This window comes from Agromyces kandeliae (assembly GCF_009674665.1).
Classification (GTDB): domain Bacteria; phylum Actinomycetota; class Actinomycetes; order Actinomycetales; family Microbacteriaceae; genus Agromyces; species Agromyces kandeliae.
The window spans coordinates 480,611-499,269 of the sequence record NZ_WKJD01000016.1 but is presented as its reverse complement, the minus strand read 5'-3'; the positions used below and the strand labels follow the sequence as shown (position 1 = coordinate 499,269).

The following is an 18,659-nucleotide window of genomic DNA, read 5'->3' as shown; positions in this document are numbered from 1 at the left end:
TGTCGATCCTCGTGCCGTTCGTCCACCGACCGGGCGACGCGCGGGTCGCCTGCGACGGATGTCGGAGGTCGCTCGTACCGTGATGGCCATGACGAACCAGCCGCTTCCGACGCTCGAGCCCGACGTGCTCGACGAGCCCTGCCTGCGCTGCGGCTCCGCCGCGGTCCGGGTCATCGTGTACGGCCCGCTCGATCTCGAGGTCGAGGCGGATGCCGCGGCCGCCGGCCTCTCCGGCGAGGCCCCCATCTTCGACTGCCGCGACTGCGGCTTCGAGTGGGGCGAGGCCGTCCGAGACCTGCTCGCCTGAGGTCTCAGGTCGGAATGCCGACTATCGGTCGTCGGCGGTGCTGCGGTCGGTCCGCAGGGTGAGGATCGCGGCGCGCGCCACGAATGCGGACCATGCGAGCAGTCCGAGCAGCTTCGCGCCGTCCTCGACGAGCACCGAGGCGCGGGTGGCCGGTTCGACGAGGACGTCGACGATCGCCGAGGTGCCGAGTCCGACGAACATGACCACGAGCAGCGCCGGGTCGAGGCGTTCCACGATGAGGTCGCGGAACCGGAGGGCGAAGGCGAGGAAGGCGATCGCGTAGGCGGCGGCGAGCACGAAGCCCGATCCCGGCCCGAACGCCGCGGTCTCGTGGAGCAGGAGCAGGTCGTCCAATGCGACGATCAGTGTCAGCGTCAGGCTCCAGGCGAGCAGGCGGCGGACGTCCCGGCAGCGGGGACGGAGGAGGAGCGCCATGCAGGCGGCACCGGCGGCGAGCAGCATCGCCACGATGCCCAGGTTCGAGACCAGTCCGTACGCCGGGCTCGCGTTGCCGCGCGCAGCCGCGACGACCTGAGCGTCCCGGACGAGGTCGGTCGGCACCGTCCACGGCTGGGTCACCACCACCGCCATCGCGATGACCACGGCTGCGGCGATCGCCGCGAGCAGCCAGCCCGGTGTGCGATGGAGCGCGTCGCGGATCCGTTGCGGCGCGCGGGTCTCGGTCGTCGTCGTGATGGTGTTCCCTCCCCGGCGTCGCGGTCGCGGCGCTCCGACCGTGCGAGCGTAGTCGCGACCCGCGCGAGGGCGAAGTCCTTGACATGCGGGCCCCGTCACGACATCGCGCGGGCGCGCGTCGTCAGGAGTAGATGCGTCCGCCGAGGTACTTGAGACCGTGGTCGCAGGCGATGGTCACCACGCGGTGGCCGGCGCCGAGTTCGACCGCCAGGTCGATCGCGGCGCTGACGTTCATGCCCGTCGAACCGCCGGCGAAGATGCCCTCGGTGCGGGCGAGCGTCCGGCAGGTCTCGAACGCGCGCTCCTGACCGATGGTGCGGATGCCGTCGAGCACACCTCGATCGAGGAACGGCGGGTCGGGGAACACCGCGACGCCCTCGACCGCGTGCCCGTGCGAGACGCCCTCCGACAGCAGCGGTGCCTCGGCAGGCTCGAGCGCGACGACCTGCGGCTCGAGGCCCGCGCTCCGGAGGCCGCGGAGCGTGCCCATGAGCGCGCCGCCCGTGCCGACGCCCGTGCAGAACACGTCGACGCCGTCGCCCAGCGCGGTCCCGATCTCCTCGCCCATGGGGGCGTACCCGGCGATGACGTCGGGTGACCCGAACTGGTCGGCGTAGTAGTGCCCGGGCTTCTCGGCGAGCGCGTACGCGCGCTCCCGCATCCGGCCGACGAGCTCCGGCGTGATCCCCTCGCCGTGGCTCTCCTCGACGAGGACCTCACCGCCGAACGCCTCCATCGCCTGCTGCTTGCTCACCGAGAACGCGTCCGAGAAGACCGCGGTGAAGCGCAGCCCGAGCACGGCCGCGACGAATGCGAGCGAGGTGCCGGTGCTGCCGCCCGTGTACTCGACGACCGTGTCGCCGGGGGAGGCGTCGCCGCGGGCGACCGCCGCCTCGAGCACGGACACCGCCATGCGGTCCTTGTACGACCCGGTCGGATTCGCTCCCTCGATCTTCACCCAGACCTCTGCGGCCCCATCGGGCACGATCGACTCGAGCCGGACGATCGGCGTGCCGCCGATGCCGTCGAGTACCCCACCGTCGCGCGCGTCCATGGCGGCCTCCCGTGCGCAGGCTACTCCCGTGAGCGGCGCGCCGTGGGTTCCGGCGGGAGATCGTCCTCGAGGAGCTCCTCGCGGATGCGGCGGAGGTCCTCCATGAGGGAGCCGATGAGGATCCAGTGTTCCGACTTCGGCGGAGCGATCTGGAGCGGCGCCGTGAGGGCCGGGATCGCGGAGGTCAGGGGCTCGGGGTCGACCTCGGCGAGGTGGACCGCGAGCCGGATGTCGTGCGCGACCCGGTGCAGCTGCTCGGCGATCGCGCGAACGGTGGGTTCGGTCGCGAGGCCGTCGTCGTAGTGGTCGACGAAGGCCCGGGTCATCCCCCCGACCTGCGTCACGATGGGACTGAGCCGCGTGAGCAGGCGATGCTGCTCGGCGATGTCGCCGCGATGCGCCGACCGTCGCGGGTTCAGGGTGAGCGACTCCTCGGCGTCCGCGATGGCGGTGGCCGCGGCATCCCGCATGGGCCGCATGAGGCGGACCTCGAGCAGGAGCTCGGTCAGGTCGGCCGGGCGCTGCGGCGCGCGCAGCGCTTCGGCGAGGCGGTCGGTGGATGCCGCGAGTTCGCTGCCGAGGCGGGCGAGGTGCTCGCGGGCGGGGTCGACGAGCACCGGCGGGACGATGAGCGCGTTGACGACGATGCCGATCGCCGCGCCGATGAGGGTCTCGAGCACGCGGTCGAGGGCGTACTCGGGTGACGTGCCGCCGAGTGCGAGCACGAGCATCGCGCTGATCGCGACCTGGTTCGAGGTGCCGGCCGTCATCCGCAGCGCCCACGCGACGAGCAGTGCGATGAGGATGGCGGCGAGGATCACCCAGCTCGTCGGCCCGAACGCGAGGCCGAGCAGCGAGGCGATCACGACGCCCGCGATCACGCCGACGCTGCGCTCGAGCGCCTTGGCCAGCGACTGGTTGACGCTCGGCTGCACGACGAGCAGCGCGGCGATCGCGGCGAACACGGGCAGCGGACCGGGGATCAGCCACCCGGCGAGCAGCCACGCCGCGACCGTCGCCACCGCGGACTTCAGCACCTGCAGGATCGGCGCCCGCCTCGTGGCGCGGAACCGCTCGGACAACCGCATGCGACTCACGCTAGCGGGCGCGAGGAGCGCATGCCCGATGGACGACGCGGGGCCCGCGACCGAGCGGTCGCGGGCCCCGGTGCCGCTGCTCAGCTCGCGGCGGCCGACGCGGATCCTGCGGCGTCGCGCTTCGGCAGGCGCCATCCGGGCCGGACGAAGTGGCAGGTGTAGCCCCACGGGATGCGCTGCAGGTAGTCCTGGTGCTCGGGCTCGGCCTCCCAGAACTCGCCTGCCGGCGCGACCTCGGTCACGACGGGTCCGGGCCAGATGCCGGACGCGTCGACGTCGGCGATGGTGTCGATCGCCGTGTCGTACTGGGCGTCGCTCGTCGGGAAGATCGCCGAGCGGTAGCTCGTGCCGACGTCGTTGCCCTGCCGGTTCTTCGTGCTCGGGTCGTGGATCTGGAAGAAGAACTCGAGCAGCTCGCGGTAGCTGAGCTTCGTCGGGTCGAACACGACCTCCAGCGCCTCGGCGTGCGAGCCGTGGTTGCGGTAGGTCGCGTGTTCGACGTCGCCGCCGCTGTAGCCGACGCGCGTGTCGAGCACGCCGGGCAGCTTGCGGACGAGGTCCTCCATGCCCCAGAAACAGCCGCCCGCGAGGACCGCGGTCTCGGCTCCGGGGACGGTGGTGATGGCGCCTGGGGTGGTCATGCGGTCTCCTCGGTGGTGGTGACGAACAGGGTGAGGTACTCGCCGTAGCCTTCGTCCTCGAGGTCGTCGAGGTGCACGAAGCGGAGTGCGGCGGAGTTGATGCAGTAGCGCAGGCCGCCCGCATCCGTCGGCCCGTCGTCGAAGACGTGGCCGAGGTGGCTGTCGGCGCCCGCCGATCGGACCTCGACGCGCTTCATGAAGAACGAGCGGTCGACGTGCTCGGTGACGGCCGTCTGGTCGATCGGGCGAGTGAAGCTCGGCCAGCCGGAACGGCTGTCGTACTTGTGCACGCTCGCGAAGAGCGGCTGCCCCGAGACGACGTCGACGTAGAGGCCCGGCTCGTGGTTGTTCCAGTACTCGTTGCGGAACGCGGGCTCGGTGGCGTCGTCCTGCGTGACCTTGCGCTGCAGCGGGGTGAGGCGGTCGAGCGCCTCGGGAGTCCTGCGATAGTCCTGTGACACGGTTGCTCCTTCTCCGGCGACACCGGCTGTGCCGCCCCGGACCGGTGACACCGGCTGTGCCGGTTACTCCTGCGTCCATGAGGAAGAACCCCGTTCGGGCGGCTGATGTTCCGCAGGATGCGCCCGCGGGCTGTGGGTTCGCTGTGAGCGGGCGGAGCGCACCCGGCGGGTGCTCGGGGTGTCGGTCCTGCCGGCGCGGGCGTGCCCTCGTCGGGCGGTGATGGGAGGATCGGCGCATGGCCGATCGACTCATGCTCCTCGACACCGCGTCGCTGTACTTCCGGGCGTTCTACGGCGTGCCCGACTCGCTGAAGCGGGCCGACGGCACGCCCGTCAACGCGGTGCGGGGCCTGCTCGACATGATCGCCCGGCTCGTGGCCGAGTTCGAGCCGACCCACCTGGTCGCGTGCTGGGACGACGACTGGCGCCCGCACTGGCGCGTCGAGCTCATTCCGAGCTACAAGGCGCATCGCGTCGAGCTGGTCGTGCCCGCCGGCCCCGACATCGAGGAGGTGCCCGACCCGCTCGAGGCGCAGCTGCCGATGATCCGCGAGACGCTCGGCCTGCTTGGCATCCCGATCGTCGGCGTCGCCGCGCACGAGGCCGACGACGTCATCGGCTCGCTCGCGACCCAGGCGACCATGCCGGTCGATGTCGTCTCGGGCGACCGCGACCTGTTCCAGCTCGTCGACGACGGCCGCGGCGTGCGCGTCATCTACACCGCACGCGGCATGAACCGACTCGAGCTCGTCGACAACGAGTGGGTCGTCGCGAAGTACGGCATCGAGGCGGCGCAGTACGCCGACTTCGCGACGCTCCGCGGCGACTCGTCCGACGGGCTGCCCGGCGTCGCCGGCATCGGCGAGAAGACCGCCGCGGGCCTGCTCGGCGACTTCGGTTCGCTCGATGCGATGCTCGCGGTGGCGTCCGGCGATCCGGATGCCGCGGATGCCGCGCCCGCGACCATGTCGGCCTCCATGCGGGCGAAGCTCACCGGCGCGCACGACTACCTGGCCGTCGCCCCGACCGTGGTGAACGTGGTGCGCGACCTCGACCTGCCGTCGGCGGAGGAGCTCGGCGCCCGCCTCGCGCCCGTGACGGGCGCCCGCCGCGAGGCCCTCGAGGACCTCGGGGAGGAGTGGAACCTGGGCGGTTCGGTGCCGCGCGTGCTGGCCTCGCTGGACCACGCCCCTTCGGCGTAGCGGGGCGCGCCCGCGGATCGCGCGTTGGCCGAGAACGCGGGGAGAGGTGCCCCCGCCGAAACCCGGTACCGAAGTACCGAAGTACCGGGCGTCCTCGATCCGGACCCCCCCCGGGTCAGCAGCCCGGGCCGTCGCGGACTGCGGTGCAGTCACCCCTGACGAGGACCGTGTCGAATTCGCCGACGAGCACGTTCATCCGCGGTGCGGGAAGGCTGAGCGTCCCGTCGATCCATCGCCAGACCGAACCGTCGAACCGGTACTCGGCCACGTAGACGACGGTCGGGTCGACCGTGTACCGACCGGATGCCGCGTACGCGTGGCTGGTCGGCGTCGTCGTGAACTCGGCGACACCCAGCTGGTCCCAGGTCCCGCCGGGACCGGCCGCGTGGACCAGGGCTCCGTCGGAGTGCGCCCACTGGTAGGCGACGGGGTGGAAGCGGACCTCGGCCGGGCGTCCGAGCAAGGTGCCGGAGCGGGTTTCGACGGTGGCCGATCCGATGAAATTGGCCGGGAGCCCGACGACGGCCCACCCGTCGGGCTCCATCCCGCTCGGCGGCACGCTCGGCCGGAACGAGGCGATGTCGCGGAGGGTGACGGTCGGCTCGCCCGGAGCCGGCGGCTCCGGCTCCCCGCCCTCGAACGCGCACACGGTCGGGTTCTCGGGATTGCACACGTCGCGCGGCGGCGCGGCGGGGCGCTCGGGCTCGGCCAGCGGCACATCGAGGAGCGCGATGCCCGCCTCGCTTGGTTGAGGATTGCGCGACTGATCGCGAAGTTCTGAGAGCTCCGCCTCAAGTTCCGCGAGATTGTCGGAAACCGAGGAGTCAATGCGGAGATCGCACAAGCCGGCGAGCTGAAGGTCTGCGGGGCAACTGGGACCCCCGGATCCCGTGAGCGCACCCGAGGCGAGCATTGCGCCTAGCAGAAGTTCTCGCCAGACCACAGTTCGTTCCCACTCACCTTGATATTGGTGCTAGTGCCCCGGAACTCCAGGACCAGCGGCACTCGCTCGTCGCGACTAGCGGGGGTGACGTTTTTGCCTTCCGAATTGAGCAAGACCGTGGCTGATACGTCCTGACATGCGTAAATCGACACTACGGTCTCGCCCGCGTCGACATGCGTCTCGATCAGGGCAGCGGAGTCGATCGTCGTCACACCGGTGGCCCGCAGTCCCGAGCCAAGAAATGCCTCGAGTTCGGAGGCGCGTTGCTCGCCGTACGGCCCCGAAGACGAATCCCGAATCACACCGGCCGGGAGTTGGCCGGAGAGTATGTTGGCGGTCGACTGAAGGTGCTCCTCGTACGCCGCGACCGCCGCCGCGAGCGCCTCCTCGTCGGTCGCGAAGAGCGGCGCGTCGGCGGCATCCGTCGTCGGGGAAGGGGAGGGCGCCGGCTCGACCGTGGCGCAGGCGGTGAGGGCGGCGAGCGCCGTGCCGGCGAGGGCGAGCGCGGCGAGGCGGCGGACGGCTGCGGGCATGCGGTCCAAAGTAGGGGGATCCGCGGCGAGCGGTCGGACGCCATCCACAGGATGGTGCGCAGAATGGGAGGCGGCGGCATCCGTCGACATGGGGAGGACCAGTGGGCGATCACGGGATCAGCGATGGCGACCTGGCGCGGTTGCGGCGATGCGTCGAGCTCGCGCAGCAGGCGCGGGAGCGGGGCGACCATCCGTTCGGGTCGATCGTCGTGACCGCCGACGGGCGCGTCGTCGAGGGCATGAACACGGTCGTGACGCGGCGCGATCCGACCGGGCACGCCGAGACGAACGTCGTCCGCGAGGCGGCGGCCGTCCTCGACGAACGCGACCTCGCGACCGCCACGCTGTACACGAGCACCGAGCCGTGCGCGATGTGCTCGGGTGCGATCTACTGGAGCGGCATCCCGCGGGTCGTGTTCGCCCTGTCCGAGGCGGGCCTCCGCGACATCGTCGCCGAACAGGAGGGCGTGCCGACGCTGAGCCTGCCGTCGCGTGAGGTGTTCGCGCGCGGCGGGCGCCCGGTGGCCGTCGTCGGTCCCGCCGACCTGCCCGAGGCCGCCGCCGTCCACGACGGGTTCTGGGCCTGATCGACGATCCCGGCTCGCTCAGCCGAGTCGACCGATGACCGCCCAGGTTCGCGCGCGCATCGCGATCGAACCATCGGATCGGGTCGCGGGTGCCACCGACTGGCGCATCCGGTCGCGGATCGCCTCGCGCGTGGCATCCGTGACCGACGCCAGATAGGTCGGTGCCGGGCCCTGCCCGCCGAGGAACGGCGCCCACAGGTCGTCGAAATCCGAGAAGACGGTGTCGATCTCGACGGGTTCGACGCGCACCGAATCGGCGTCCATCCCGGGCGAGCCGGACCAGAGCTCGCGCAGCGGCTCCGGCCGGCAGGTCGGGAAGCGCCGCCCCTCGTCGAGTTCGGACGCCGCCGGGTCGACCGACGCGGCCGCATCCCAGAACGTCCGCAGCATCCGCATGCCGTCGGCGTAGTCCCAGACGTACGCCGCGACGAGTCCGCCGGGTGCGGCGACCCGCGTGAACTCCGCCACGGCGGCCGCGGCATCCGGCACGAAGTTGAGCACGAGCCCCGAGACCACGACGTCGACGGCGTCATCGGGCACCGGGAGATGCTGCGCATCGCCCACGACGAATCGCGCCTCGGCGCGACCGGCGATCCCCGGCCGCTCGCGCGCGGCCGCGAGGAAGCCCTCCGACGGGTCGACGCCGAGGATCGAGGACGGCGACCAGCGCTCGATGGCCGCGGCCGTCAGCGCGCCCGTGCCGCAGCCGACGTCGAGCCAGCGGATGCCGCGTTCCGCGTCGAGCGAGTCGACGAACCGCTCCGCGACGAGTCGACTCCATCGTCCGACGTACCGTTCGTACGGTGCGCCGTCCTGCCATCGGTCCGTCACGGTCATGGGGTCGTGTCTACGCGGTTCGCGGACGCGCGGCAACCGACTTCGAGTTCAGGCGGCTCAGGTGGGCACGCCCGGCGCGGGCGCGGTCGGGGCGAGCCAGTACGACGGGGCCGGCAGTTCGACGCCGCCGCTCGCCGCGAAGATCACGATGAACGCGTAGATCGCCACGCCGATCGCGAGCCCCCCGAGCACCATCGCGAGCGGCACCGCCCACGAGACGCGCACGCCGGCGCGGCGGTACCGCGACGGCGCCATCCAGGCGATCCACATCGCGGCGGCGCCGAAGCCGGCGATCCACACCGTGCGCAACGCCTGGCCCTCGAGCGGGGCGAACAGCGCGATCCCGAGCGCACCGGCGCCGAGCAGCACGGCGGCCCACGCGAACAGCCGGCCCATGCCGAGCCCGCCGACGTCGTACTGGTCGCCGAACCACGGCGTCGGCGCCTGGCCGGTGGGGCCGCTCGCGTCGCCGACGCGGTCGGGCTCGTCGTGGTCCTCGGGCTCGCGCCCGGCGGGATCGGTCATGTGCTCGATCGTACGGGCGGCGGAGGTCGCGGTGCCGACGTCGCACCGATCGGGCGGTCGGCCCCACGTGTCGCCCGTTCGCGGGATGGCGCGCGGCGCGCGCCGCCCGAGAGGATGGACCGGCAGGGTCGGCCCTGCGTCGCCGAGGGGGAACGGAGACCGGGCCATGCGCGCACCCGTCCGATTCGCGGCCGCGTTCGCCGCGGCATCCGTCGTCGCCCTGCTCGTGGGATGCGCCGTCGGAGGCGAGCCGTCGGCGCAGCCGAGCCCGACGCCGGCCGAGGAACCGGGCGGCGGGGCGGGCGGCGAACCCGGGACGATCGACCCGGAGCTGCAGGCGCTCCTCGACGAGTCCGCCGCGGCCCAGGTGGAAGCGCACGCGCTGGGCTCCCTGATCGGCCAGATCCGCGTCGACGGCGACGTGGTCGCCCAGGTCGCCCTCGGCGAGGCGGTCGGGGGCGAGCCGGTCACGCTCGACGGGCGCTTCCGCAACGGCGCGGTCGCGATCACCTACGTCAGCGTCGTGATGCTGCGGCTCGCCGAAGAGGGGGTCCTCGACCTCGACGAGCCGATCGGCCGGTGGCTCCCCGAGATCCGCGACGGCGACAGCGTCACGCCCCGGATGCTCGCGAACATGACGGCCGGGTACCACGACTACGTCGGCGACCCCGCGTTCGAGGACGCCCTCGCCGCCGACCCGTTCCGCACGTGGACGAACGACGACCTCATCGAGGTGAGCCTGTCGGCACCGCGGCTCTTCCCGGCAGGTGAGAACTGGGACTACTCGCACGCCGACTACGTCGTGCTCGGCGAGGTGCTCGAGGCCGCGTCGGGCGAGCCGCTCGACGAGCTGATCGCCCGCGAGGTCCTCGAGCCGCTCGGCCTCGGGCAGACGGTCGCGTCGGAGGATCCGTCGATCCCGGCGCCCGCCGTGCACGCCTTCACGGCGGAGCGCGGCGTGTGGGAGGACTCGACCTACTGGAATCCGTCGTGGACGCTCCCCGAGGGCGCCGTCCAGACGAGCTCGATCGGCGACGTGACCGCGAGCTTCGATGCGATCGTGGGCCGCGGCGAACTGCTCGAGCCGGCCTCGTACGACGCGCTCATCGCACCGGACCTCGTCGGCTTCGGCGAACCGCTCGACGGATGCCGCGTCTGCATGACCCTCGTCCCCGAGTTCGCGTACGGCCTCGGCGCCTTCCTCAGCCTCGACTGGGTGATGCAGACCCCGCTCTTCGGCGGGTACGCGTCGGCGGTCGCCACACTCCCGGCGGACCGTGCCGATGACGGCCGGTCGGTGACGATCGCGGTCGCCGTCACCTACACGGAGGACACGTTCGACGACTGGGACGGCGCGCTCGTGAACTGGGGCGAGGACCTCGCGCGGCGGCTCACCCGCGAGCTCGCGCCCGGCAACCCGGCGGCGCAGCCGCTCGGCTGAGGTCGCCGCGGGCCGACGCGCAACCCGGGTGACGCCCCGGCCGTGTCAGGGCAGGATGGGGACCGGGGGACGACCACGAGGAGGGCATCCATGCCGAAGCGGATCTGCGTCACGGGCGCGTCAGGGCTCGCCGGACGGGCGGTGGTGGCCGACCTGCTGGAGCACGGGTACGAGGTGCTGGCGACCGACGTGACGCCGCCGTCGCCGAAGCTCCCGGCCCGGTGGTCGAGGCCCGACCTCGTCTACACGCAGGCCGACCTCACCGACTTCGGCGACACGGTCGAGGTGCTGCAGGACGTCGACGCGGTCGCGCACCTCGCCGCCATCCCGGCGCCGACGATCTTCACGCCGGCGCGCACGCTGAACGTCAACAACGCCGTCAACTCGAACGTCTTCCTCGCGGCGGCCAAGCTCGGCCTCGAGAAGGTCGTGTGGGCGTCGAGCGAGACGACGCTGGGGCTCGACTTCGGCCCCGACGGGCTGCCCGACTACCTGCCGCTCGACGAGGACCACTACCCGAAGCCGAACTCGACGTACTCGCTGTCGAAGGTGCTCGGCGAGACGATGGCCCACCACGTCTCGGACTGGACCGGCATCCCGTTCATCGCGCTGCGGTTCTCGAACGTCATCGATCCCGAGAAGTACGTCGACTTCCCGTCGTTCGAGGACGACCCGCGGTCGCGGCTGTTCAACGCGTTCGGCTACATCGACGTGCGGGATGCCGCGCAGTCGGTCCGTCGCGCGCTCGAGGCCGATGTCGACGGCGCACGCGCCTACGTGATCGCGAACGCCGACACCGTGATGAGCCGGCCGACGCGCGAGCTGATCGAGGAGTTCTTCCCGGGCGTCTCGCTGAAGCGCGACTTCACGGGGACCGAGTCGCTGTTCTCGATCGAGCTGGCGCGCGATGAGCTCGGCTTCGAACCGGAGCACGGCTGGCGGGACGGCCGATCGTGACGGCGCGCTCGGTCGGCTGCGAGATCCGCCTGAGGGTCGACGAGCCCGCGCGCCTGGCGTTCCAGGTCGCGGTGGCGAGTGACGTCGATGCGACGGAGCGCCTCGAGTTCCGTGCGGACGGCCGCCCGATCGAGTTCACCGAGCTGACGGATGCCGCGGGCAACCGCCTGCACGTCGTCGACGCGTCGGCGGGCTCGCTCGAGTGCTCGTACACGGCCGAGGTGGCGCGGCGTGCGCCCGAGGCATCCGTCGACGCCGTCGACCTGCTGACGTACCTGCGACCGAGTCGCTACGCCGAGTCGGACCGGCTGGCCGCGACGGCGGCCGCCGAGTTCGCGGGAATCGAGGGCATCGACCGGCTCGCCGCCGTCTCGTCGTGGGTGGGCACGCGGCTCGCGTACGTGCCGGGTTCGAGCAGTCCGACGGATGGCGCGGTGCAGACGCTCCTCGCGCGCCAGGGCGTGTGCCGCGACTACGCCCACCTCGTCGTGGCGCTGCTGCGCGCGCTCGACGTGCCGGCGCGGCTCGTCGCGGTGTACGCGCCGGGCCTGGATCCGATGGACTTCCACGCGGTCGCCGAGGCCTGGGTCGACGGGGGCTGGCACGTCGTCGACGCGACGACGCTCGCGCCCCGGGAGACGATGCTGCGGATCGCGACGGGGCGCGACGCGGCCGACACCGCGTTCCTGTCGGCGTACGGCGGCGCGGTCCGGCTCGACTCGGTCGAGGTCACCGCGGTCGCCGGCGAACTGCCCGACGACGACGTGCGGCGGCTCGTGCGGCTCGGGTGACGCGGGGGGTCAGCCGATGCCGCCGGTCGTGCTAGGCATGAGCAGCGCCGGGAGCACGGAGATCCCGACGATCGCGAGTGCGCCGACGCCGAGCCAGACCGCGGCGATCGCGGCCGTCGACGGACGTTCGCCCGCACGGCGGGCGCGGCTGCGCGCGACGAGGCCGAGGGTCGACGTGAAGACCGCGAGCGCCGCGAGCAGCGCGGAGCCGAGCGACTCCCGGTAGGGCGTCGCGAACGCGAGGATCACGGTGGTGAGGCCGAGGACGAGTGCGGCGGATCCGAGGGCGCGGCCTGAGGGCGCCGAGGGGTCGCCGACGCGCAGGCGGTCCTCGCCCGACTCGTGCGACTCGGCTGCCGACATGGTGTTCCCCCGGATGTTCGCGTGACGATGCCCGCGTGCCGGGAGTTCCGGCACGTCGTCGTCCCAGCTCGCGGTGTTGCTCCCGACATCCTCCCGCGATGCGCAGGCGTGTGACGCCGGTTTCGGGCGCCTCGCGGTCTCGATCCGATCACGGCGGTCTCGGCTGCGTCACGAGTCGAGGCCGGTCTCCGGTTCAGCCGGCACTCAGGATCGCGTAATCGACAGGTGTAGATTAGCTCCGAACCCGGAGCCATCCGACCCCGGGCCCGAACGGCAACGAACGCCGCAGGGCCGACGCCCGCGGCGAGACAAGGAGCGTCAGCAATGGCACGCGTCAACGGCAAGGTCGCACTCATCAGCGGTGGAGCACGGGGCATGGGCGCCTCCCACGCACGGCTGCTGGTCCAGGAGGGCGCCAAGGTGGTCATCGGCGACCTCCTCGACGACGAGGGCGCCGCGCTCGCCGCGGAGCTCGGCGAGGCGAACGCGCGCTACGTCCACCTCGACGTCACCGACTACGCGCAGTGGGAGACCGCCGTCGCGACCGCCACCGAGGCGTTCGGCCGGCTCGACATCGTGGTGAACAACGCGGGCATCGCGAACTTCGGCCCCATCGAGGACTACACGATCGAGGCCTGGCAGCAGATCCTCGACATCAACCTCACGGGCGTCTTCTACGGCATCAAGTCCGCGATCCCCGCCCTCAAGGAGTCCGGCGCCGGCTCGATCATCAACATCTCCTCGACCGCGGGCCTGCAGGGCTACGAGGCGCTCCCCGGCTACAACGCCGCGAAGTTCGGCGTGCGCGGCCTCACCAAGAACGCGGCGCTCGACCTCGGCCGGTACAACATCCGCGTGAACTCGGTGCACCCGGGCGTCATCCGCACGCCCATGACCGAGTCGCTCGAGACCCCGCAGAACCACGTCGCGCTGCACCGCGTCGGCGAGCCCATCGAGCTGTCGAACCTCATCCTGTTCCTCGCGAGCGACGAGTCGAGCTTCTCGACCGGCGCCGAGTTCGTGGCCGACGGCGGCGAGACCGCGGGCCTCGCGCACTACGAGATCTGACGGCCTCGCGTCATGCGAACCTGCGGGCGGATGTCGCGGCCCCGCGCCGCGGCATCCGCCCGCGGTCGACGGCTCACCCGCCCGCTCGTCCGTCCGATCCGGTCAGGTGCGGACGAGGCCCAGGTCGAGCAGGCTCTGCGCCGAGGCGAGGATCGCGTCCTCGCGGGAACGCGGAGTCCAGCCGAGCATGCGCGTCGCCTTCTCGTGCGACGCGTCGCCGCGTCGGCCGAGCTCGCTCGCCATCTGCCGGAGGTCGCGGCTGAAGGGCGCGCCCGCCTTGACGACCCAGTCCGGGATCACGCGCGTGGGTGCGCGCCGGGCCCGCTCGCCGAGGCGGTCGCGCAGGAATCGCGAGAGGTCGAGGTAGGTGATCGCATCGCCCGAGACCGCGAGGAAGCGCTCGCCCGCGGCATCCGGGTGGCGCATCGCGAGCACGTGCAGCTCGGCCACGTCGCGCACGTCCACGGCGCTGGCCGAGCCGTTCGGCACGACGGGGTAGTCGCCGTCGAGCAGCTGCCGCAGCAGTTCGAGCGACGTCGAGAGGTCGGTGCCGATGGCCGGACCGAAGATCCCGACCGGGTTCACGGTGGCCAGCTCGAGTCCGCCGCCCTCGCGGTCGACGAACTCCCATGCCGCTCGCTCGGCGAGGGTCTTCGACCGGATGTACGGCGTGACCCCGGGGCCGTCCGGGTCCGTCCAGTCCTCCTCCGTGTACGGGCGGCCCGGGTTCGGCCGGCCGTAGCCGATCGCGGCGAACGAGGAGGTCTGCACGACGCGCCGGACCCCTGCATCGCGTGCGGCCCGGAGCACTCGGAGCACGCCCTCTCGTGCGGGCGCGATGAGCTCGTCCTCGTCCTTCGGCTGCCGCACGGGGAAGGGCGACGCGACGTGCAGCACGTGCGTGACGCCGTCGACGGCCGCAGGCCACCCCGCGTCGTCGAGCAGGTCCGCGGCCACGACCTCGATCCCGTCCGGATCCGTGCCGCCGAGCCGGACGAGCGCGCGCAGCTCGTCGGCTCGAGCGAGGTCGCGCACCGTCGTCCGCACGCGCGCGCCGTCGGCCAGGAGCCGGATGATGCAGCTGACCCCGACGAAGCCCGTGCCGCCGGTGACCAGGATGGGTCCCTCGTCCATGTGCGCCTCCCGGGTCGGACCCTACTCCCCTCGGATGCCACCGGGGCGCCGCACGGGTGCGGCGCGCCGGAGCTCCGGGCCGCCGATATGGTGACGGCATGAGCGACGCCGACGCCCCGCCGCCGACGGCCGCGGCCCCCACGATGCCGGCACCGCGTGACGCGGCCTCGCCCGTCGACGACCCGCGGCACCGCCGCACGCGGGCCGCGCTCACCGCTGCGCTGCTCCGGCTCCTCGAACGCGAGCCGCTCGACGCGATCTCGGTCGCGGCGCTCTGCCGGGAGGCGGGCGTGCACCGCACCACGTTCTACGCGCACGCGCCGAACGTGCACGCGTTCGCCCTCGCGGTCTTCACGCAGGACCTCGACCGGCTGACCACGGTGGCCGTCGAACCCGATGCCGAGACACCCGAGCACGTCGCCGAGCGCTACCTCGGCTCGCTGGTGGCCGTGCTCGAGCACGTCGCCGAGGACCGCGCCGGCTATCGCGCGCTCTTCGGCTCCACGAGCCGCGGCGTGTTCCGGTCCGCGCTCGACGCGAGGCTCCGGCATCGGGCGCGACTGGCACTCGAGGTGTGGCGTGCGCAGGGCGTGGTCGGCGCCCCGCGCGACGACGTCGCGATCGCCGAAGCCGCGGCGTACATCGCGGGCGGGCTCGTCGGTGCGCTCGAGACGTGGGCGCTGGGCGACGAGACGGATGCCGCGGCATCCGCTGCCAGGATGGCGACGCTCATGCCGTCGTGGTGGCCCGGCTCGATCGCACCGCCGCCCAGCGGTCGATGAGGATCGGGATGGCGGTGCGCACCCAGAACGACGGGAGCACGTGCCCGTCGCTCATTCCGCTTCCGGTGACGAACGCGGCGACGCGCAGCGGCTCGTCGGTGTCGGTCAGGGGCTGACCGGTCAGGCGGGCGAACTCGCGGGCGACCGTGCTGCATGCGCCCACGCTACGCGCGGGCGCCGCGGGGTGCGACGGCGGCGGGCTGCGACATCCTTGCGATCGGTGGCATCCTTGCCACGGCGGGCACGCGCAGATCGCGCGGCCCGCGTTCGGGAGGTGCGGGTGATGTCGCGGTCGAATCACCGGGTCGCGGTGCTCGTCCTCGAGGGCGCGAAGCCGCTCGACGTCGGCATCCCGGCGCAGACGTTCACGACGCGCGCGAGCATGCCGTACGAGGTCCGCGTGTGCGGCGCGCAGCCGGGGCCCGTCACCGGCGGCGACGGGCTCTCGTACCACGTGGCCGACGGGCTCGAGGCGTTCGAGTGGGCCCAGACGATCTTCATCCCCGGCTACCGGCACCCCGACCGCGAGGACCCGCCCGCGGCGGTCGTCGACGCGCTGCGCGCCGCGCACGAGCGCGGCGCACGGCTCGCCGCGATCTCGACAGGCGCGTTCGCGCTCGCCGCGACCGGGTTGCTCGACGGGCGCCGGGCCACGACGCACTGGCACTACACGCGGGCGCTGCAGGCGCGGCATCCGCTCGTCAAGGTCGACGAGAACGTGCTGTTCGTCGACGAGGGGCAGGTGCTGACGTCGGCCGGCGCGGCATCCGGCATCGACCTCTGCCTGCACCTCGTCCGACGCGACCACGGCGTCGCGGTCTCGAACCACGCGGCCCGCCGGCTCGTCGCCGCGCCCTACCGGAGCGGCGGCCAGGCGCAGTACGTCCCGCGCGCGCTGCCGGAGCCGCTCGGCGAGGTGTTCGCCGCGACGCGGCAGTGGGCGATGGAGCACGTGCAGGACCCGCTCACGCTCGCCGACCTCGCCCGGAACGCGAACGTGTCGCCGCGCACCTTCTCGCGGCGCTTCGTCGAGGACACGGGCTACACCCCGATGCAGTGGATCCTGCGCGCACGCATCGACCTCGCGCGGGAGCTCCTCGAGCGCACCGACCTCGGCGTCGAGCAGATCGCGGGTCGGGTCGGGCTCGGCACCGGCGCGAACCTCCGGCTGCACTTCCACCGGATCCTCGGCACCTCGCCGACCGAGTACCGGCACACGTTCTCGGCCTGAGCCCGCTGGTCAGGGCTCGCGCGCGCCGGTCAGCGTGTGCTGCGGTCCGCGGGCGCGCGGGGGCGCGCGCGGTCCTCCGCGGTGATGCGGATGCCGCCGGTCGCAGTACGGGTCGTCTGCAGCGGCGACGTGCGCGTCGCCTCGCGGGCGAACGCGGCGCGCCGTCGAGCCTTGAGCGCGGCCGGAATGCTCGCGATCGCGTCGGAGATGCGCGCGATGAGGATGCCGATGACGGCGCCCATCGAGTTGGCGACGAGGTCGCGCGGGTCGGAGATGCGGTCGGCCATCGGGATCTGGGCGACCTCGATGAGCAGCGCGAACCCCGCGCTCATGACGGCGGGCACGATCGCGGGCGCCCCGCGGAGCGCGAAGGCGAGCAGTGCGCCGAACGGCACGAACAGCAGGACGTTGAGCTCGAACTCGGTCTGCGAGCCGATCGTCCAGGTGTCGGAGTCGAACCAGATGCCCGGATCGAGGATCCCGCGCGTGGCCTGGTTGCCCGACACGGCGCCGGGCGCCGGACCGAGCGTCACCCACATCATGACGACGGCGTACGCGAAGAGCAGCACGGCGGCGGTTCGTGAGGGGCGCATTCCCCGATCGTCGCGAGCCAACCTTTGTCCCTCCTGTGCGTCGGGTGGGAGCCCGATCGATCCCTTGGCGAGATCCTTTCGCATGCTGTCGCTCAAGCCACTGCCGCGGCATCCGTCCCACCATCATGCTGGACACGCAACAGAGGAAAGGACCCCTGACGTCATGACCCGCATCGCCGTCAACGGATTCGGCCGCATCGGCCGCAACGTCGTCCGCGCGCTCATCGAGCGCGACGCCGACTTCGAACTGGTCGCCGTGAACGACCTCACCGAGCCCGCCGCGCTCGCCCGCCTGCTGAAGTACGACACCGTCGGCGGCCGCTTCGGGCGCTCCGTCGAGGTGGACGGCGACGTCCTCGTCATCGACGGCCACCGCGTGAAGGTGCTCGCCGAGCGCGACCCCGCGAAGCTGCCCTGGGGCGAGCTCGGCGTCGACATCGTGCTCGAGTCGACCGGCCGGTTCACCGACGCCGAGGCCGCGAAGGCGCACCTCGAGGCCGGCGCGAAGAAGGTGCTCGTCAGCGCCCCGTCGAAGGGCGCGGACGTCACGCTCGCCTACGGCGTGAACACGGACGCCTACGACCCCGCGTCGCACACGATCGTCTCGAACGCGTCGTGCACCACCAACGCGCTCGCGCCGCTCGCGAAGGTCCTCGACGACCTCGCCGGCATCGAGCACGGCTTCATGACCACGATCCACGCGTACACGCAGGACCAGAACCTCCAGGACGCCCCGCACTCCGACGCGCGCCGCTCCCGCGCCGCCGCCGAGAACATCGTCCCGAGCTCGACCGGTGCCGCGAAGGCGATCGGCCTCGTCCTGCCCGCCCTCGACGGCAAGCTCAACGGCGACTCGATGCGCGTGCCCGTGCCGGTCGGTTCGATCGTCGAGCTCAACGCGACCGTGTCGAAGGACGTCACCCGCGACGAGGTGCTCGCCGCCTACCGCGCCGCCGCCGAGGGCCCCCTGAAGGGCGTGCTCGAGTACTCCGAGGAGCCGCTCGTCTCGAGCGACATCGTCGGCAACCCGCACTCGTCGATCTTCGACGCCGAGCTGACCCGCGTCGACGGCAAGCACGTCAAGGTCGTCGCCTGGTACGACAACGAGTGGGGCTTCTCGAACCGCGTCATCGACTCGCTCGGGCTGCTCGCCGCGGCCTGATCGCACCGACTCCGGTCGGCTCGGGGGGCGGTACCCGGGCCGACCGGCCCCGACATCGCGTCGGCGGGGGAGTGGAGCCCCCGCCGGCGCGATCCGCGTCTCCGGGCGCGGCGTCGCGTCGGGTGCGGCACCCGTCGTGCGGTCGCCGGGCTGGGCACGGGGTGTCGACGTGCTGGGAGAACGTCGAGGATCACCGCCGGCGGCCGATCGCGGACCTAGCCTGAGGTGAGGCGGGCTCGCGCCGGCCGGAGACA

The 18,659-nt window shown here is 72.6% G+C and carries 23 protein-coding genes; 10 read left to right on the top strand and 13 right to left on the bottom strand.

Features of this window, described 5'->3' with window-relative positions; genetic code table 11:
• Window positions 1-88 precede the first annotated feature (88 nt).
• Window positions 89-307, top strand: a complete 219-nt coding sequence (locus GJR97_RS12580) for a hypothetical protein (protein ID WP_154346873.1) — start codon at window positions 89-91, stop codon at window positions 305-307.
• 21 nt (window positions 308-328) lie between these two features.
• Here the strand turns inward: GJR97_RS12580 and GJR97_RS12575 are convergent, their stop codons facing one another.
• The 5 genes from GJR97_RS12575 to msrB form a co-directional block, all read right to left on the bottom strand.
• Window positions 329-910, bottom strand: coding sequence for a hypothetical protein (locus GJR97_RS12575; protein ID WP_154346871.1), 582 nt, complete (start codon window positions 908-910; stop codon window positions 329-331).
• A gap of 214 nt (window positions 911-1,124) precedes the next feature.
• Window positions 1,125-2,057, bottom strand: coding sequence for a PLP-dependent cysteine synthase family protein (locus GJR97_RS12570; RefSeq protein ID WP_154346870.1), 933 nt, complete (start codon window positions 2,055-2,057; stop codon window positions 1,125-1,127).
• Window positions 2,058-2,077: 20 nt separating this feature from the next.
• Window positions 2,078-3,145, bottom strand: coding sequence for an FUSC family protein (locus GJR97_RS12565; RefSeq protein ID WP_154346868.1), 1,068 nt, complete (start codon window positions 3,143-3,145; stop codon window positions 2,078-2,080).
• An 89-nt stretch (window positions 3,146-3,234) separates the two neighbouring features.
• Window positions 3,235-3,795 carry a peptide-methionine (S)-S-oxide reductase MsrA gene (gene msrA / locus GJR97_RS12560; protein WP_154346866.1) on the bottom strand — a complete coding sequence of 187 codons (561 nt, stop codon included), beginning with the start codon at window positions 3,793-3,795 and terminating at the stop codon, window positions 3,235-3,237.
• Window positions 3,792-4,256 (bottom strand): peptide-methionine (R)-S-oxide reductase MsrB, encoded by a 465-nt coding sequence (msrB, locus tag GJR97_RS12555; protein WP_324613455.1) that lies wholly within the window; start codon window positions 4,254-4,256, stop codon window positions 3,792-3,794. The genes msrA and msrB overlap by 4 nt, the downstream gene beginning before the upstream one ends.
• Before the next feature lie 236 nt (window positions 4,257-4,492).
• On the opposite strand from msrB, the gene GJR97_RS12550 reads away from it, so the two are divergent.
• Window positions 4,493-5,458, top strand: a complete 966-nt coding sequence (locus tag GJR97_RS12550) for a 5'-3' exonuclease (protein WP_154346864.1) — start codon at window positions 4,493-4,495, stop codon at window positions 5,456-5,458.
• A 115-nt stretch (window positions 5,459-5,573) separates the two neighbouring features.
• Here the strand turns inward: GJR97_RS12550 and GJR97_RS12545 are convergent, their stop codons facing one another.
• Window positions 5,574-6,401, bottom strand: a complete 828-nt coding sequence (locus GJR97_RS12545; protein ID WP_154346862.1) for a hypothetical protein — start codon at window positions 6,399-6,401, stop codon at window positions 5,574-5,576.
• Window positions 6,377-6,934: a hypothetical protein gene (locus GJR97_RS12540; protein WP_154346860.1), complete on the bottom strand. Its 558-nt coding sequence runs from the start codon at window positions 6,932-6,934 to the stop codon at window positions 6,377-6,379. Before GJR97_RS12540 ends, GJR97_RS12545 begins: the two co-directional genes overlap by 25 nt.
• Before the next feature lie 101 nt (window positions 6,935-7,035).
• Here GJR97_RS12540 and GJR97_RS12535 point away from each other — a divergent pair, with 101 nt between their 5' ends.
• On the top strand, window positions 7,036-7,521 hold the full coding sequence (locus tag GJR97_RS12535; protein ID WP_324613454.1) for a nucleoside deaminase: 486 nt from the start codon (window positions 7,036-7,038) through the stop codon (window positions 7,519-7,521).
• An 18-nt stretch (window positions 7,522-7,539) separates the two neighbouring features.
• Here GJR97_RS12535 and GJR97_RS12530 read toward each other — a convergent pair whose 3' ends face one another.
• Together GJR97_RS12530 and GJR97_RS12525 are read right to left on the bottom strand one after the other, a co-directional pair.
• A complete protein-coding gene (locus GJR97_RS12530) occupies window positions 7,540-8,358 on the bottom strand; it encodes a class I SAM-dependent methyltransferase (protein WP_154346858.1) in 819 nt (272 codons plus the stop codon).
• Between the two features lie 57 nt (window positions 8,359-8,415).
• Window positions 8,416-8,883 (bottom strand): hypothetical protein, encoded by a 468-nt coding sequence (locus GJR97_RS12525; protein ID WP_195760699.1) that lies wholly within the window; start codon window positions 8,881-8,883, stop codon window positions 8,416-8,418.
• A 166-nt stretch (window positions 8,884-9,049) separates the two neighbouring features.
• Here GJR97_RS12525 and GJR97_RS12520 point away from each other — a divergent pair, with 166 nt between their 5' ends.
• From GJR97_RS12520 to GJR97_RS12510, 3 genes are all read left to right on the top strand, one after another.
• Window positions 9,050-10,324, top strand: coding sequence for a serine hydrolase domain-containing protein (locus GJR97_RS12520; protein WP_195760698.1), 1,275 nt, complete (start codon window positions 9,050-9,052; stop codon window positions 10,322-10,324).
• Between the two features lie 90 nt (window positions 10,325-10,414).
• Entirely contained in the window at window positions 10,415-11,281 is an 867-nt protein-coding gene (locus GJR97_RS12515; protein ID WP_154346853.1) for an NAD-dependent epimerase/dehydratase family protein, read from the top strand.
• Entirely contained in the window at window positions 11,278-12,072 is a 795-nt protein-coding gene (locus GJR97_RS12510; protein WP_324613453.1) for a transglutaminase-like domain-containing protein, read from the top strand. Before GJR97_RS12515 ends, GJR97_RS12510 begins: the two co-directional genes overlap by 4 nt.
• A 9-nt stretch (window positions 12,073-12,081) precedes the next feature.
• On the opposite strand, the gene GJR97_RS12505 is transcribed toward GJR97_RS12510, so the two are convergent.
• Complete coding sequence (locus GJR97_RS12505) at window positions 12,082-12,435, bottom strand: hypothetical protein (protein ID WP_154346850.1); 354 nt, start codon at window positions 12,433-12,435, stop codon at window positions 12,082-12,084.
• Between the two features lie 324 nt (window positions 12,436-12,759).
• Between GJR97_RS12505 and GJR97_RS12500 the strand changes: the two genes are divergently transcribed.
• Entirely contained in the window at window positions 12,760-13,503 is a 744-nt protein-coding gene (locus GJR97_RS12500) for a glucose 1-dehydrogenase (protein WP_154346848.1), read from the top strand.
• A 102-nt stretch (window positions 13,504-13,605) separates the two neighbouring features.
• Here the strand turns inward: GJR97_RS12500 and GJR97_RS12495 are convergent, their stop codons facing one another.
• Window positions 13,606-14,637, bottom strand: a complete 1,032-nt coding sequence (locus tag GJR97_RS12495; RefSeq protein ID WP_154346846.1) for an SDR family oxidoreductase — start codon at window positions 14,635-14,637, stop codon at window positions 13,606-13,608.
• Between the two features lie 98 nt (window positions 14,638-14,735).
• On the opposite strand from GJR97_RS12495, the gene GJR97_RS12490 reads away from it, so the two are divergent.
• Entirely contained in the window at window positions 14,736-15,419 is a 684-nt protein-coding gene (locus tag GJR97_RS12490; protein WP_154346845.1) for a TetR/AcrR family transcriptional regulator, read from the top strand.
• Here the strand turns inward: GJR97_RS12490 and GJR97_RS12485 are convergent.
• On the bottom strand, window positions 15,367-15,582 hold the full coding sequence (locus GJR97_RS12485) for a hypothetical protein (RefSeq protein ID WP_154346843.1): 216 nt from the start codon (window positions 15,580-15,582) through the stop codon (window positions 15,367-15,369). The two genes, GJR97_RS12490 and GJR97_RS12485, sit on opposite strands and share 53 nt — an antisense overlap.
• 120 nt (window positions 15,583-15,702) lie before the next feature.
• Between GJR97_RS12485 and GJR97_RS12480 the strand changes: the two genes are divergently transcribed.
• Entirely contained in the window at window positions 15,703-16,650 is a 948-nt protein-coding gene (locus GJR97_RS12480) for a GlxA family transcriptional regulator (protein WP_154346842.1), read from the top strand.
• Between the two features lie 29 nt (window positions 16,651-16,679).
• On the opposite strand, the gene GJR97_RS12475 is transcribed toward GJR97_RS12480, so the two are convergent.
• Window positions 16,680-17,243: a VanZ family protein gene (locus GJR97_RS12475; RefSeq protein ID WP_195760697.1), complete on the bottom strand. Its 564-nt coding sequence runs from the start codon at window positions 17,241-17,243 to the stop codon at window positions 16,680-16,682.
• Window positions 17,244-17,406: 163 nt separating this feature from the next.
• Between GJR97_RS12475 and gap the strand changes: the two genes are divergently transcribed.
• Window positions 17,407-18,405, top strand: a complete 999-nt coding sequence (gene gap, locus GJR97_RS12470) for a type I glyceraldehyde-3-phosphate dehydrogenase (RefSeq protein WP_154346838.1) — start codon at window positions 17,407-17,409, stop codon at window positions 18,403-18,405.
• Window positions 18,406-18,659 lie beyond the last annotated feature (254 nt).